This window comes from Capnocytophaga sp. oral taxon 329 str. F0087 (genome assembly GCF_000213295.2).
GTDB classification, from domain to species: Bacteria; Bacteroidota; Bacteroidia; order Flavobacteriales; family Flavobacteriaceae; genus Capnocytophaga; species Capnocytophaga leadbetteri_A.
Window position 1 is genome coordinate 18814 of record NZ_KN389997.1, and the last position, 15650, is coordinate 34463.

The window sequence follows — 15650 nt, forward strand, 5'->3', positions numbered from 1 at the left end:
TGTCTCCTTGAGACATTTATACGATTTCTATTCTAAGAGGTTGTCCGAAAAGTTTTATTTCTTCTTGAAAAGGGTTTGTTAATATAAACTTAACATCCCCTATGCACATACTCTGCTGCGCCAGCTCGCAGACTTCCTTCAAAGGGGGAGATGAGATGGTCAATATACACGAAAAACTTTTTGGACACCCTCCTATTTTGTTAGTGCTAATTTTTAACGAAATGTTTATGATTGACTTTAATATATACTGACAAAATGTCAGTTTTTAGAGATTGGCACGGTTTTAGGGAATAGGAGATTAGCAAATTTGAAAATTAACAAATTTGTAAGTAAATGAGTTAATAACTAAAAACTAAACAAATAATGGCAAAATTGAATATCAAACCTTTAGCTGATAGAGTGGTGATTGAACCAGCCGTAGCTGAAACAACCACTGCATCGGGTATCATTATCCCTGATACGGCAAAAGAAAAACCTCAAAAAGGTACTGTAGTAGCAGTAGGTGCTGGTACTAAAGATAACCCTGTAACCCTGAAAGTAGGCGATACCGTACTATACGGCAAATACGCAGGTACAGAACTGAAATTGGAAGGTAAAGATTACCTTATTATGCGTGAAAATGACGTGTTGGCAGTAATCTAAAAAAGAAAATTATGGCAACAACAAGTAAACCAGGCAATCCATTCCATAGTACAGGAGGGAATATGCCTTCCACAACAGGAAATAAAAGTGGTGGAGGAAGAGGTAACAACCCTTCAAAAACCTCTACATCTTCTAATAAATCATCAAATAAAAAGTAAAAATGGCAAAAGATATTAAATTTGACATAGAAGCGCGTGAAGGCTTAAAGCGCGGTATTGACGCGTTGGCTAACGCAGTGAAAGTAACTCTTGGTCCTAAAGGACGTAACGTTATTATTAACAAATCATTTGGTTCGCCTCAAGTAACTAAAGACGGGGTGAGCGTGGCTAAAGAAATAGAACTAGAAGACGCTCTTGAGAATATGGGCGCTCAGATGGTGAAAGAAGTAGCTTCAAAAACTAACGACCTTGCTGGTGACGGTACTACTACCGCTACTGTATTGGCACAAGCTATCGTAAAAGAAGGTCTTAAGAACGTGGCATCAGGTGCTAACCCTATGGATTTGAAACGCGGTATAGATAAAGCCGTAGTAAAAATCGTAGAACACCTTGCTAAACAAGCTAAAGAAGTAGGTTCTTCATCAGAAAAAATAAAACAAGTAGCTTCAATATCAGCTAACAACGATGAAACTATTGGTGAACTTATCGCTCAAGCCTTTGAAAAAGTAGGTAAAGAGGGTGTTATCACTGTAGAAGAAGCTAAAGGTACTGACACTTACGTAGATGTAGTAGAAGGTATGCAGTTTGACCGTGGTTACCTATCTCCTTACTTCGTAACTGACTCTGAGAAAATGGTAGCAGAACTTGATCGTCCTTACATTTTGTTGTACGACAAGAAAATCTCTACTATGAAAGACTTGTTGCCAGTGTTAGAACCCGTAGCTCAGTCTGGAAAACCTCTATTGATTATCGCTGAAGATATCGATGGTGAAGCTTTGGCTACCCTTGTAGTAAATAAACTACGCGGTACCCTACGTATTGCTGCTGTGAAAGCTCCTGGTTTTGGAGACCGTCGCAAAGCAATGCTTGAAGATATCGCTATCCTTACTGGAGGTACTGTAATAGCTGAAGAAAGAGGCTTTACCCTTGAAAACGCTACTATTGATATGCTTGGTACTGCTGAAAGAGTATCTATCGACAAAGATAATACTACTATCGTAAACGGTGCTGGTAAATCAGAAGATATTAAAGCACGTGCTGCACAAATAAAAGCACAAATAGAAAACACTACTTCAGACTACGACCGCGAAAAGCTACAAGAACGTTTGGCTAAACTATCAGGTGGGGTAGCAGTACTCTATATCGGAGCTGCTTCAGAAGTAGAAATGAAAGAGAAAAAAGACCGTGTAGATGATGCTCTACACGCTACCCGTGCAGCGGTTGAAGAAGGTATCGTAGCTGGTGGTGGTATCGCTCTACTACGCGCTAAGAATGCCTTGGCTAAAATAAAACCTGTAAACGCTGATGAGGAAACTGGTATAAAAATCATACTTAAAGCCCTTGAAGCTCCGCTACGTACTATCGTAGAAAACGCAGGAGTAGAAGGTTCTGTAATTGTATCAAAAGTACTTGAGTCTTCACGCGAAGCCTTTGGATACAACGCTAAGAGCGGACAGTATACTGATATGTTTAGAGCAGGTATCATAGACCCTAAAAAGGTAACCCGTGTTGCCCTTGAAAACGCTGCTTCAGTAGCTGGAATGATACTTACTACTGAATGTGCTTTGGTAGACATTAAAGACGATAAAGCGGCTGCTATGCCACCAATGGGTGGCGGTATGCCAGGAATGATGTAATAAGTTTTTCACACCATTATTCATATTTATAATTAAAAAGGCGCTGTTAGTTAATACTAACAGCGCCTTTTTAATTATAAATCTTAAATTACAAACTCTTTAGGGCTTGCTTGATAATATCTTCTACTGATAGCGAGTCTGGAGCTGCTTGTACTATCTTATCGACTACCTTTTCAGCCTGCTTACGCACAAAGCCTAATACTTCTAGGGCGGAAAGGGCTTCTTCTTTATGGGTACTTACTGCACTAATAGGGGCATCGGCAAAGTCTTGGAGTTTTAGCATCTTATCTTTTAGGTCGAGTACTACCCGTTGGGCAGTTTTAGCACCTATACCTTTCACTGACTGAATAGTAGCTACCTCACCATTGACGATAGCATTGCGCACTTGTGCTGCTGTTAGGGAGGAGAGCATCGTCCGTGCCGTACCTGCTCCTACCCCCGAAACTGAAATAAGCAGTACAAACACTTCGCGCTCTGCTTTAGTAAGAAAGCCATAAAGTGTATGAGCATCTTCTTTAATTTGCAAATAAGTATATAATTTAATAGCCTCACCCTCTGGCAAAGCAGCATAAGTATTGAGACTAATATTAACAAAATACCCTACCCCTTGGCAGTCTATCACTACATTAGTAGGGTTCTTCTCTACGAGTTTCCCTTGTAATTGTGTAATCATTTTTTAATTATTAATTGTTAATAACAATATTACTTCATTGTCAAATCGACAAATCGACAAATTGGCAAATTGGCAAATCGACTCATCAACTCATTGGCAAATCACCTTTATCGTCTTTTCATCGCCTTTTTCATTGATTATTTTAAGCAAATGCTCTCCTTTGGCTGCAAAGATATTCATCTCGTGGAAAGTATCAGTAGTACCCAAATAAACATCATCTATATACCAAAATAGCTTACCAGAGCGATTGGCTGCTTTAGCCACAAAAGGCTGTTGTTCCCCTCCAAAACTCTTAGTAGTATAGATAACACTCAAGTGCTTAGGATACACAAAATCTAACGCTTTTTGGGCTACCCCTTCGGTACAATCAGAGCGAAAAGGCGGCAATGATTGATAGTGTACATGTTGCTGCTTATAGTACCATTCCATCACAGGGGGCAACACAAACCACGCTTTGGTATATATCTGGTCTACTGGCTGACAAGAAGCATTTACCTGATACTGCCCATCAGGAGTAAGATGCACTAACTTATGATAAGGGCACTGTCCTATCTCTTTTGGGGCAAGAGTCGTACGCAAGAGCTTCTGAGGGCATTCAGGTTTGGCTAAGTAGCCCGACTGCTCGCATATCGTCACCTCGCGCATATCGTCTAAAGGCTGTTGAAACCACGTAGTGTGCGGCAAAGCATTAAAGATACTAAACATCACAGGAGCCGCATACGATACCCCCGTAAGGGTAGGCCTCCCCTCCCCTGTAGCGTTGCCCACCCATACGGCCACCACATATTCGGGGGTAGCCCCTATTGCCCACGCGTCTTTATTACCAAAGCTGGTACCTGTCTTCCAAGCTATTTTCCTAGCGGACTCATAATACCGCCACGCTACATCATCAGTAGGGCGGTTTACTTCTTTCATAGCCGAAAACATACTGTAGAGAGCCCCTGCCCTAATAGTCGGAAGGGCTGTGGTAGCCTTGCCAAAATCAGGAGAATTTCCTGCCATATAGCTAAGGGACTGAAACTCGGCGCTACGATACTGCTGAGTAGCGGCAAAAACATTTACTTCAGAAGCCAAATTAGTATACGCTTGCGCCAAATCCCATAGGTTACTCTCGGCTCCTCCCAAGATGATAGACAGACCATAATGGTCAGGGTGGCGCGATATATTCTTCAGTCGCAACTTCTGCAATACTTCATAAAAACGATAGGTAGTAAACTGCCGCAAAAGCCACACAAAAGGTACATTCAGCGATTTGGCTAATGCCATATCTGCTGGTACTGCTCCCTCAAAACTATTGCTAAAGTTCTGTGGCGAATAACCTGCTATCTGCGTTGGCACATCTGGGATTAAGGTAGTGGGCAGCAGTTCGCCCTCGTGCAGCATAGCCGCATATAAAAAGGGTTTTAATACACTGCCAGTACTGCGTGGTGCGTGAATGATATCTACGTCTTTCTGATGGTTCTCATCGGTAGGCGTATTACCCACATAAGCCAAAACCTTACGCGTTTTAACCTCTACCACCAGCGCTGCCATATTATAAATCTCCGATTGCGAATAATGACTGTAATAACCCGCTACTATCTGACTGACTTTCTGTTGCAAATCGATAGGCAAAGAGGTGGTAATACGCTGACCTTCAAGGGTCTTACTCGCATATGCCAACAGATGAGGAGCCAACTGCGGAATAGGGTGTGGCTCTGTTGGCAAGGGCTCAGTAAGGGCTAAGTCATAGGTCTCTTTATCGATAATTTCAGCCGTATAAAGTTTGTGAAGTAGGGCATTGCGCTTAGCTAATAGTCGCTGTTGGTTCTTACCGGGGAAGATAAGACTGGGCGCGTTGGGCAATACTGCCAAGGTAGCACTTTGCGCCCACGAAAGCTGATGAGGCGCCACCCCAAAATACCGCCAAGCTGCCATATCAAGTCCCACTACATTCCCTCCAAAAGGCGCGTGCGAGGCGTAAAGCCTGAGAATAGATTCTTTCGAATACCTGAACTCCAAACGGGTAGCCCAAATCATCTCTATCAGTTTTTCAGCATAAGTACGCTGCTGGTGGTTGCGCACTATACGCACTACCTGCTGGGTAAGCGTACTCCCTCCCCGCTGCACCCGTCCGCTCTTTACGTTGCGCACCAAGGCTTTGACTACAGATACCGGATTTACCCCCCAATGGTGATAAAAATGAGCATCTTCAAACTGCAATACCGACATTTTAAACCGATAAGGCACACTATCTACCTCCGGAAAACGCCATTGCCCATCTGTAGCTATCTTAGCCGACAGCAGTTTCCCCTCTGCACTCTCAAGCACAGTAGCATAGGGCTGCGGAAAGAGATGGCGCGGTAAACAAAAGGCGTAAGCGAGCAGCAATAGCAGAGCCACCCCCGATTTGATAGGGTGCTGACGTACTTTTTTACGTATATAACTGATGATATGTAGCAAACGCTTCTTCATTGGTGCAAAGGTACGCATAATTAGCAAAAGTAACAAATTTGTCAGTTAGCAAATTAGGGTGTATCTTTGCACCTAAATTTCTAGAAAAACAAAGAAAATATGTTTCAAGGTGTATTACAGAAGATGCTAACCGAATGGGCTGACCCTATACGGTATTACCTGCCTATGCAGGGCGATTATGTACTGATGAACAATCTATTAGGCAAGGCCATCACTATAGATTTAAAGGGCTTTCAGTGTTTGAATTGTGGTCAGAACAAGCCTATTTTTAGGCAGGGCTATTGCAAAGAGTGCTTTTTTGAAGTTCCTCAAACTGCCGATTGGATAATGCACCCCGAACTGAGCAAAGCGCATCTAAACATCGAAGAGCGCGATTTAACCTACGAGCAACAAGTGCAGTTGCAGCCGCACTACGTATATTTGGCTAATTCAAGCGAGGTAAAAGTGGGGGTAACTCGCAAAACGCAAGCTCCTACCCGCTGGATTGACCAAGGGGCGCACGAGGCTTTGGTACTTGCTGAAGTGCCCAACCGCTATTTAGCTGGGGTAGCCGAAGTAGCTCTCAAAGAGCATTTAGCCGACAAAACCAACTGGCGCAAGATGCTCACCAACCAAATCACCCCAGTAGATTTATTAGCGGTGAAAGCCCAAGTACGTCCTTGGGTACCCGAAGAGGTGCAACCCTACATCACCGAAGATATAGCGCCTTTACAGATACACTTCCCTGTGCAACAATATCCTACCAAAGTGCAGTCACTACAACTGCTCCGCACCCCTACCTATACTGGCACGCTGGTTGGTATTAAAGGACAATACCTTATTTTTGAAGACGATACCGTATTCAATGTCCGCGCCAACGAAGGACTCGTAATTGATTTGTCAATTTGCTAATTGCTAATTTGCCAATGAGTCAATTTGTCAATGAGTCAATTTGTCAATCAACATATTGCTAGTATAATGCTCGTGTATGGGCTCCCCCTTTGAAGGAAGTCCGCGAGCTGGCGTAGCGGAGTATGTGAAGGGGGGATGTTATATAAAGAGTGGGGATGTTTCTACAAAAATCGACAAATTGGCAAATCGACAAATCGGCAAATCGACAAATCGGCAAATCAGCTAATTATCTAATAAAAACAATCGTATTCCCTTCCGAAAATTTTTCCGAAAACACATACCCATCAGCGTTGAAGCCTTTGAGGTCTTCAGCCGAGCGAATATCGTTTTCAGCCAAATAGCGCACCATACGTCCACGGGCTTTTTTGGCGTAAAAACTCACTATTTTCAGCGTATCGCCCTTGTAATCTTTAAAAACAGGGGTTATTACGCTTGTTTTTAGCTTAGCAGTATCAATCGCCTTAAAATATTCTTCACTGGCGAGATTGATAAAAAGTTCCCCCTCTTCCAATTCATCATTAAGAGCCTGAGTGATGCGCTCCTTCCAAAAAGCATAAAGGTTCGCTGCCTTGCCTACGGATAGTTTAATGCCCATTTCCAACCGATAAGGAGCGATAAGGTCTAAAGGCTTAAGGACTCCATAAAGCCCTGAGAGAATGCGCAAACTCTCTTGCAGTTTATTAAGTTGAGCCTCAGCAAGCGAATAAGCATCAAGCCCCTCATATACATCGCCATCATAGGCAAAAAGGGCTGGACGCGCATTTTGCGGAGTTAAAGGCATCGTAAAGACTTGGTTACGCTGCCAATTCAGTTCAGCAAGTTTGGGTGAAATACTCATCAAGGTCGAGAGTTGCTGAGGCGACAATGGCTGAAGAGCCGCGTGTACCTCAGCGATTTCTTTGGTAAAGATAGCCGACGAATAACGCTCTGTGGGGAGCGGAGAGGTTTCATTGATAGTTTTAGCCGGTGATATAACGATTTTCATAGTATAATAATTAAGGGGACAAAGATAGAAAAAATTTCTGTAGCCATCTACCCTATACAAACAATATAGGAAGAATACAGGAAGAGCGAAGGTTTAGCGAAAGATGAGCAAAGTATAAACGTCTAATCATCGACTAAAAACCAGAAAAATATCCTACCATCCCCCCTATTCCTCCCAAACCTCCCAGCCTTCTCATTCCTCCCATCTTTTTTTATCAAAAAAAATACACTTTTTAGCGCTCTTATTATTAAATATTTTTTTAACTTTGCGGCATTAAAACTAAATTCTTGCAAATTAAAGAGAATATGCAAATATTTAAATTCGGAGGTGCCTCAGTAAAAGATGCTGCAGGCGTGCGCAATGTCGCTAAAATATTAGAAAAAGTAGGCTATGCCCATTCTCTCATTGTTATCTCGGCTATGGGCAAAACCACCAATGCTTTAGAAGTCGTAGTTAATAACTACTTCAAAGCCCCTGCTCAGCTGCCCGAAAGCCTACAGACTATTAAAGATTTTCATTACCAGATTATACGCGAACTCTTCAGCGACGAAAACCACCCTGTTTATTGGAAAGTCGATGGTCTTTTCGCCGAACTCAGTTCGTTTTTAGAGCGCAATAAGTCGCCTAAGCACAGTTTTGTGTACGACCAAGTCATAGGCTTTGGCGAACTGCTCTCTACCACTATCATCAGCCAGTATCTAAACGATAACGGCATCAAAAACAATTGGATAGATGTGCGCAACCTCATCAAGACCGATAGCAACTACCGCGATGCAGGTATCGATTGGGAAGAAACTCAAACCAATATCAGCAATAATATCAACAAGTCGTTGCTCAATATCACACAGGGCTTTTTGGGTAGCGATGCTAACTTCTTCACCACCACTCTTGGGCGCGAAGGCTCCGACTATACGGCGGCTATCTTTGCCTATTGCCTAAACGCTAAGAGCGTAACGATTTGGAAAGACGTTCCAGGGGTACTCAATGCCGACCCTCGTTATTTCCAGCATACCCAGTTGTTGCGCAAAATACCTTACCAAGAGGCGATAGAGTTAGCGTTTTACGGTGCATCAGTCATTCACCCCAAAACGCTACAACCACTCCAGCAGAAAGAGATACCGCTATACGTGCGCTCATTTGTAAATCCTACCGAAGAAGGTAGTGCGGTGTGCAATGTAGCGAGTTTAGAACCTAAAGTACCTTGTTTTATACTCAAAAAAGACCAAATACTGCTTTCTCTTTCCTCTCGCGACTTTTCGTTTATTATGGAAGAGGGTATCAGCTACATTTTCAAGAGTTTGCACAAAGCTCAAATGAAAGTAAGTGTGATACAAAATTCAGCTATCAGCTTTTCAGTATGTGTTGAAAACAAGTTTGATACGCTACCAGAGCTTTTAGAGAAGTTAGAAGAGCGTTTCAAAGTATCGGTAACCGAAGGGGTAACGCTCTACACCATTAGGCACGCTACCGAAGCAGCTATTGCCGAAGTAGCAACCGGCAAAAACGTACTGCTAAAACAAGTATCATCAGACACCGTACAGATGATTATTAATTAGTCAATTTGCCAATTAGTCAATTAGTCAATGAGTTAATTAGCCAATCACTAACTAGTATTATGTTCGTGTATGGGCTCCCCCTTTGAAGGAAGTCCGCGAGCTGGCGTAGCGGAGTATGTGAAGGGGGGATGTTTCTATAAAAATCATCAAATTGACAAATCGACAAATCGGCAAATCAGCAAATCGACAAATCGACAAATCAAAAAATATGGCTCTTAAATTTTTAGAAGAAGTAAGAATGGGCATCCGCAGTGCCTCTCTTAAGAAAGACATTATCTGTTATTACATCAATAACGGTGATAACACCCTTGCCGACCTCGGTAAGGAGCTCAATCTCAGCGTACCTACGGTTACCAAGCTAGTAGGCGAACTCATTGACGACGGTATCGTAATGGACTTTGGGAAGCTCGAAACCCCTGGAGGCCGCCGCCCTAATGTTTACGGACTTAATGAGAGTTCGGGCTATTTCATTGGGGTAGATATCACCCATTCTCACGTCAATATAGGGCTTATCAACTTCAAAGGCGAACTGATTGACGAAAAAATCCGTATTCCTTTTGCTGAAGAGTTGCCGCAAGAGCGCTTTGAGCTCTTGTGCCAAATCATCAACGACTTTATAGCGCAAACAGTGGTTCCTAAAGAGCATATTCTCAGTATCGGCATCAATATTTCAGGCCGCGTCAATACCCAATCCGGACATAGTTACAGCGGTTTTTACTTCGATGAACGCCCTCTAACCGAAATGTTCGAAGAGCGTTTGGGCATAGGCGTTACCATCGATAACGACTCCCGCGCAATGGCTTACGGCGAATATATAAAAGGCAGGGTAAAAGGCGAAAAAGATATTCTATTCTTGAATGTAAGTTGGGGCTTAGGCTTAGGTATCATCATCGATGGACAGCTGTATTACGGCAAGTCAGGCTTTTCGGGCGAGTTTGGGCATATAGCCGTTTTCGATAACGAAATACTCTGCCACTGTGGCAAAAAAGGCTGTTTAGAGACTGAAGCCTCTGGCTCGTCATTACACCGCAAATTTATAGACAAACTCCAACACGGACACTCGTCTCTACTCACCCAGCAAAAGAACTACGACCCCAAAGCACCTATCTCTTTAGAAGACATCATAAAAGTAGCCCTACAAGAAGATATGCTCGCCATAGAGCTTATAGAAGAAGTGGGCAATGCTTTGGGCAAGCATACTGCTAGCCTTATCAACCTTTTCAACCCCGAATTGGTGATTATAGGGGGCACGCTTGCCACTGCAGGCGACTACCTACTACTACCGCTGCGCAGTGCTATCAAAAAGTATTCACTAAACTTAGTAAATAAAGATTCGCAGATAAAAGTATCAAAATTAGGCGAAAAAGCAGGACTTTTAGGCGCTAGCCTTTTAGCCCGTAGCAAATTTATAGGACTGATATAATGGACAAACGACTCGAAGCCTTCCAAAGGCTACTAAACATAATGGACGACCTGCGGGCACAATGTCCGTGGGACAAGAAGCAGACAATGCAGAGCCTGCGTCACCTCACTATCGAAGAGACTTACGAATTAGGCGATGCCATACTCGATAACGACCTGCAAGAGGTAAAAAAAGAGCTTGGCGACCTATTGCTACACATTGTTTTCTATGCCAAAATAGGCAGCGAAACTGGCGATTTCGATATTGCTGATGTAGCCAATGGGGTGTGCGAAAAGCTCATCATACGCCACCCTCACATCTATGGCGATGTGAAGGTTGATAACGAAGAAGATGTAAAGCGCAATTGGGAAAAAATAAAGCTAAAAGAAGGCAACAAGAGCGTATTAGGGGGCGTGCCTAAAAGTCTGCCAGCCCTTGTAAAAGCCAGTCGCATACAAGATAAAGCGGCAGGGGTAGGCTTCGATTGGGATAATATAGACGATGTGTTTGCCAAAGTAAAAGAAGAAATAGAAGAGCTTCACGCCGAAGTAAAAGCACAAAAGCACACCGCCATTGAAGCTGAATTTGGCGATGTGCTTTTCAGTTTGATAAACTATGCGCGTTTTCTAAAAGTAAATCCCGAAGATGCCTTAGAGCGCACTAATAAGAAGTTCATAGCTCGTTTTCAGTACTTAGAGCGCAAGGCTGCCGAGAGCGGTAAGTCATTACGCGATATGACTTTAGCCGAAATGGAAGCCTATTGGCAAGAAGCTAAAGGGGTTTTTGAGCAATAAGAGCAATAGCATCAAGGTTTTGCTGGTGCTTGCGGAAAGATTGTTTCATTTTCTGAACGCGCTTGCGCAAGTCAGGGTAGCGCAATAAGTTGAATAAGAATTTGAGGGTGCGGAAAAAGCCTTCATCTTCTAAAATACGGCTACCCTCTAATAATAGCATCGGGCTGTGTTGTTCTTTTATTACTTTAAAACCTTGTTCTTCTAAAAGTGTTTTCCACTCTTTAGCCGTCATAGGTCGGGCGTGTACCCTGATGTTGCTGCTAAGGTCTTTAAAAAGGCCATTTTTCACCTCTTCGCTCACCTCATCAGGCTGCAAGCCAAGTTCGTGTATAGCATAATAGCCCCCTGGTTTAAGCAGGCGGTACGCCTCGCTTATAATGGCTCGTTTGTGCTCAATAGGCTGCATAGTTAGCATCGCCTCGCCGTATACCTTATCAGCAAAACCATCAGGCAGTTGGGTATCAGCCGCATCGGCTATAATCACTCGTGCCTTATCGTAGCGGATATTCTTCTTAGCAAGTACTGCCGCCTCTTTATTCATATCAACCCCCGTATAGCTAAAAGGTTTGTAAGAGCAGGCTATACTCCCCGTAAAGCCCAGCCCTGGGGCAAACTCTACCACATCGTCTTTAGAGGTAATCTCTAAATTGCGTACCAACCATTCGGTAAGCAAGCGACCACCGGGGCGCAATACTTTTTTGCCAAGTTTAGCAAGAATCCAGTGTCCTTGTTTCTGATTTAAGCTGCTTTCTGTTTTCATTGTTCCAATTATTTAATTTAGGACACAAAGGTATAAAATAAAAATTAATTGCCAATTATTAATGCTAATTATTAATTGTTTTGTACCTTTGCGGTGTTATAAAGAGAAAAGCAACAAGCTATCTAATTATTTTTTGAGAATTAACCTTGAATAAACAAAGAACAATGGCTGTACAGAAACCCAGTATTCCTAAGGGCACCCGTGATTTTTCACCTGCCGAATTAGCAAAAAGATACTTTATCATCAATACCATCCGCGATACATTTAGCACTTTTGGCTTTCAACCTATCGAAACGCCAAGTTTTGAGAATTATGATACCCTAATGGGCAAATATGGTGAAGAGGGCGATCGCCTTATCTTCAAAATCCTCAATTCTGGTGATTTTACACAAGGGGTAAAACAAGAAGATTGGGAGGCTAAGAACCCTCAAAAGCTCACCCCTCAAATATCCGAAAAAGCCTTGCGTTATGACCTAACGGTACCTTTTGCGCGCTATGTAGTACAGCACCAAGCCGAACTTACTTTCCCTTTCAAGCGTTACCAAATACAGCCCGTTTGGCGTGCCGATCGTCCGCAGAAAGGGCGTTTCAGAGAGTTCTACCAATGCGATGCCGATGTGGTGGGCAGCAATAGCTTGTGGCAAGAGGTAGAGTTCGTTCAGTTGTACGATGCGGTTTTCACAGCGCTTAATTTAAAAGGGGTTACTATAAAAATTAACAACCGCAAAATACTCAGTGGTTTTGCTGAAGTGATAGGCGAAAGCGATAAACTCATCGACTTTACAGTAGCTTTAGACAAACTCGACAAAATAGGTGAAGAGGGCGTTATAAAAGAAATGAGCGAAAGAGGTATCAACGCAGCAGCTATCGAAAAGATAAAACCTATCTTTGGGCTCAAAGGGTCATTTACCGAGAAGTTAGCTGCCTTATCTGCTATTTTAGCTACCTCCGAAGTGGGGTGCAAAGGCATAGAAGAACTCACTTTCGTAGGAGAACAAATAGCAGCATTAGGGCTACAAACTGCCTTATTAGACCTCGATGTTACCTTAGCACGCGGACTGAATTACTACACAGGGGCTATCTTCGAGATTGCGGCACCTGCCGGAGTGCAAATGGGCTCAATAGGGGGCGGTGGTAGGTATGACGACCTAACCAGCATTTTCGGTCTCAAAGGAATGAGCGGTATTGGCATCTCATTTGGCTTAGACCGTATCGGTTTGGTGATGGAAGAGCTCAACCTCTACCCCGAAACACTTAATAGTACAGTCAAAATACTTTGCTTAAACTTTGGCAATGCCGAAGCGCTACAGAGTATGAAGCTTTTGCAACAACTCAGAAAAGAAGGCAAAAAAGCAGAACTTTACCCCGAAGCGGCTAAGATTAAAAAGCAAATGGACTACGCTAACAAACGCGGCATACCCTACGTAGCTATTATAGGCGAAAGCGAGCTACAAAAAGGCACCTATATACTGAAGAATATGCTAACGGGAGAGCAAGAAGAACGTGAGTTTAGTAAATAATGATAATATTGTAATATATAACAAATAAACTAATGAAGAACTTTATAGAAGAACTGCGCTGGCGCGGTATGATTCAGGATATTATGCCTGAAACAGAACAACACCTTATGGAAGGGCTCCGCGCTGCCTACGTAGGGATTGACCCTACTGCCGACTCGCTACATATTGGTCACTTAGTAGGCGTGATGATGTTGCGCCACTTTCAAAAATGCGGACATAAACCTTATGCCTTAGTAGGGGGTGCTACCGGTATGATAGGCGACCCTTCAGGCAAATCAGCTGAGCGCAACCTATTAACAGAAGAAGTACTCGCTCACAATATAAAGGGTATCCAAAAGCAATTAGCTAAATTCCTCGATTTCGAAAGCGAAGCCCCTAACCGTGCCGAGTTAGTTAATAATTACGACTGGATGAAAGAATTTTCGTTCCTGTCATTCATTCGCGACATCGGTAAGCACATCACTGTCAATTATATGATGGCAAAAGACTCAGTAAAAAAACGCTTCGACCCCAACGAAAACACCGATGGTATGTCGTTTACTGAGTTTTCATACCAATTGCTACAAGGGTATGACTTTTTGCACCTATACCGCCAAAAAGGACTAACGCTACAAATGGGGGGCTCTGACCAGTGGGGCAATATCACTACTGGTACCGAGCTTATCCGCCGTATAGCAGGAGGCAAGGCATACGCCCTTACTTGTCCGCTTATCACTAAGGCCGATGGTACTAAGTTTGGCAAAAGCGAAGGCGGCAACGTATGGCTTGATGCTGAAAAAACCTCGCCTTATAAGTTCTACCAGTATTGGATAAACGTATCCGACGAAGATGCACAGCGATACATCAAAATCTTTACGATGCTAAGCCGTGAAGAGATTGAGCAACTTATCAGCGAGCACCAAGCAGCCCCTCACCTACGCGTATTGCAAAACAAATTGGCTGAAGAGCTAACCGTACTCGTACACGGACGTGAGGAACTACAAAAAGCCCAAAAAGCTTCGCAAATACTCTTTGGCAACTCAACTTCTGACGACCTCAGACAGTTAGATGCTAAAACATTCTTAGAAGTGTTCGACGGAGTACCACAAGCTGAAGTAACTCGTGCAGACATAGCGGCAGGCTTAGATATGATAGCGGCTTTATCGGCCAAAACAAGCTTTATAGCCTCTAACTCCGAAGCAAGACGCGCACTAAAAGAGAAATCAATCGCTGTAAATAAAGAAAAAGTAGAAGAAAGCTATATAATTGGTGAGAAAGACATCATCGACGACAAGTTTGTCTTGCTACAACGCGGGAAGAAGAACTACTTTGTAATTGTGATAGTCTAAAAACAAGACAAAATACAAGATACAAAACAAAAAATGCTTTGACAAAGTTCGAAACTTTGTCAAAGCCTTTTTAGCAGTTATAACTCTCTAAAAGAGCTGATAATTTCTTTCATTTGCTGCTCGTTTTGAGTCTTTTTGCTATCGAGTGTCCAAGTAAAGATTTGGTAATAAGTTTTCTCAGTTTCTACCACTGCCACTATGTAGAACACCTTATTGCCGTTTACTTGTTCAGTAGTCTCAACCACCATAGCAGGCAGCCTATGAATAGTAGTGGTTGTGATTTTCGCCGCAGAAGGGCGCATCATCTTAGCCTCTACCCAACCCTGATAGCACACATCAAAGTAATCCTTTAGGCGGAAGCGCTCAGCAAAAGCTTTTTTGGTTTGTACGCCCAGCTTGTCTTTCAGCAGCTCAAACAGAGCTTCTGTCAGTTCCTCTCGATTATCGTCAATCACAGCCACAAAAAAGGCTTCTTTAGGATTGGCGTATTCTAGCGAGGCTTGGTCATAAAGATTGTTTTGGTAAGTAAGAGAAGTAGGTAGTTTCATTTCATACTTATCCTCTACTTTTACTACCTGCACCGAAGTCTCTGTGGCGCGGCAAGATACTAATAGTAAAAGGATAAAGATGAAAGGTAATTTTTGATTAAAACGTTTCATCTCTTGCTAATTTAGTTTATTTCTGCGTACAAAGATAGAAAATTTTTTGTTAATACCAATTTTTTGTAAGATTTTTTGTACTATAACTTTTTATAACCTATTTCATACTGAAAAATGTTCCCTTTGAAAGACACTTTAAAACACCGCGGTCTGCGCAATCAGCTAGCCGACCTGCTCAAAGAAAAAGGCAT

Annotated in this window: 14 protein-coding genes; 9 read left to right on the forward strand and 5 right to left on the reverse strand. The window is 42.8% G+C overall.

The features are described from left to right. Positions 1 to 363 precede the first annotated feature (363 nt). From groES to groL, 3 genes are read left to right on the forward strand one after another with little or no spacing between them, the layout of a single operon-like run. Positions 364 to 642 (forward strand): co-chaperone GroES, encoded by a 279-nt coding sequence (groES, locus tag HMPREF9074_RS04790; protein WP_002673428.1) that lies wholly within the window; start codon positions 364 to 366, stop codon positions 640 to 642. Positions 643 to 653: 11 nt separating this feature from the next. Further along, positions 654 to 800: a hypothetical protein gene (locus tag HMPREF9074_RS12320; RefSeq protein ID WP_009389357.1), complete on the forward strand. Its 147-nt coding sequence runs from the start codon at positions 654 to 656 to the stop codon at positions 798 to 800. A gap of 2 nt (positions 801 to 802) precedes the next feature. Continuing rightward, positions 803 to 2437, forward strand: coding sequence for a chaperonin GroEL (groL, locus tag HMPREF9074_RS04795; RefSeq protein WP_009389355.1), 1635 nt, complete (start codon positions 803 to 805; stop codon positions 2435 to 2437). A gap of 88 nt (positions 2438 to 2525) precedes the next feature. Here groL and ruvA read toward each other — a convergent pair whose 3' ends face one another. Together ruvA and pbpC are read right to left on the reverse strand one after the other, a co-directional pair. After that, entirely contained in the window at positions 2526 to 3110 is a 585-nt protein-coding gene (gene ruvA / locus HMPREF9074_RS04800) for a Holliday junction branch migration protein RuvA (RefSeq protein WP_009389354.1), read from the reverse strand. A 90-nt stretch (positions 3111 to 3200) separates the two neighbouring features. Then, a complete protein-coding gene (gene pbpC / locus HMPREF9074_RS04805) occupies positions 3201 to 5582 on the reverse strand; it encodes a penicillin-binding protein 1C (protein WP_009389353.1) in 2382 nt (793 codons plus the stop codon). 81 nt (positions 5583 to 5663) lie between these two features. Here pbpC and HMPREF9074_RS04810 point away from each other — a divergent pair, with 81 nt between their 5' ends. Further along, positions 5664 to 6455, forward strand: coding sequence for a DUF2797 domain-containing protein (locus HMPREF9074_RS04810; RefSeq protein WP_009389351.1), 792 nt, complete (start codon positions 5664 to 5666; stop codon positions 6453 to 6455). Between the two features lie 226 nt (positions 6456 to 6681). On the opposite strand, the gene yaaA is transcribed toward HMPREF9074_RS04810, so the two are convergent. Continuing rightward, positions 6682 to 7440: a peroxide stress protein YaaA gene (yaaA, locus tag HMPREF9074_RS04815; RefSeq protein WP_009389347.1), complete on the reverse strand. Its 759-nt coding sequence runs from the start codon at positions 7438 to 7440 to the stop codon at positions 6682 to 6684. Between the two features lie 305 nt (positions 7441 to 7745). Here yaaA and HMPREF9074_RS04820 point away from each other — a divergent pair, with 305 nt between their 5' ends. From HMPREF9074_RS04820 to mazG, 3 genes are all read left to right on the forward strand, one after another. Then, a complete protein-coding gene (locus tag HMPREF9074_RS04820; RefSeq protein WP_009389345.1) occupies positions 7746 to 8996 on the forward strand; it encodes an aspartate kinase in 1251 nt (416 codons plus the stop codon). Between the two features lie 208 nt (positions 8997 to 9204). Continuing rightward, the gene (locus HMPREF9074_RS04825; RefSeq protein WP_009389336.1) at positions 9205 to 10419 is read left to right on the forward strand and encodes an ROK family transcriptional regulator; all 1215 of its coding nucleotides are present in this window, start codon (positions 9205 to 9207) and stop codon (positions 10417 to 10419) included. Continuing rightward, on the forward strand, positions 10419 to 11192 hold the full coding sequence (gene mazG / locus HMPREF9074_RS04830) for a nucleoside triphosphate pyrophosphohydrolase (RefSeq protein ID WP_009389334.1): 774 nt from the start codon (positions 10419 to 10421) through the stop codon (positions 11190 to 11192). Before HMPREF9074_RS04825 ends, mazG begins: the two co-directional genes overlap by 1 nt. Here mazG and HMPREF9074_RS04835 read toward each other — a convergent pair. Next, a complete protein-coding gene (locus HMPREF9074_RS04835) occupies positions 11170 to 11952 on the reverse strand; it encodes a class I SAM-dependent methyltransferase (RefSeq protein WP_009389332.1) in 783 nt (260 codons plus the stop codon). The genes mazG and HMPREF9074_RS04835 overlap by 23 nt on opposite strands. A 164-nt stretch (positions 11953 to 12116) precedes the next feature. Between HMPREF9074_RS04835 and hisS the strand changes: the two genes are divergently transcribed. Both hisS and tyrS read left to right on the forward strand, forming a co-directional pair. Next, positions 12117 to 13472, forward strand: a complete 1356-nt coding sequence (hisS, locus tag HMPREF9074_RS04840; protein ID WP_009389330.1) for a histidine--tRNA ligase — start codon at positions 12117 to 12119, stop codon at positions 13470 to 13472. Positions 13473 to 13504: 32 nt separating this feature from the next. Continuing rightward, entirely contained in the window at positions 13505 to 14800 is a 1296-nt protein-coding gene (gene tyrS, locus HMPREF9074_RS04845; RefSeq protein WP_009389328.1) for a tyrosine--tRNA ligase, read from the forward strand. A gap of 77 nt (positions 14801 to 14877) precedes the next feature. Here tyrS and HMPREF9074_RS04850 read toward each other — a convergent pair whose 3' ends face one another. Beyond that, positions 14878 to 15459, reverse strand: coding sequence for a hypothetical protein (locus HMPREF9074_RS04850; RefSeq protein ID WP_009389326.1), 582 nt, complete (start codon positions 15457 to 15459; stop codon positions 14878 to 14880). Between the last annotated feature and the right edge of the window lie 191 nt (positions 15460 to 15650).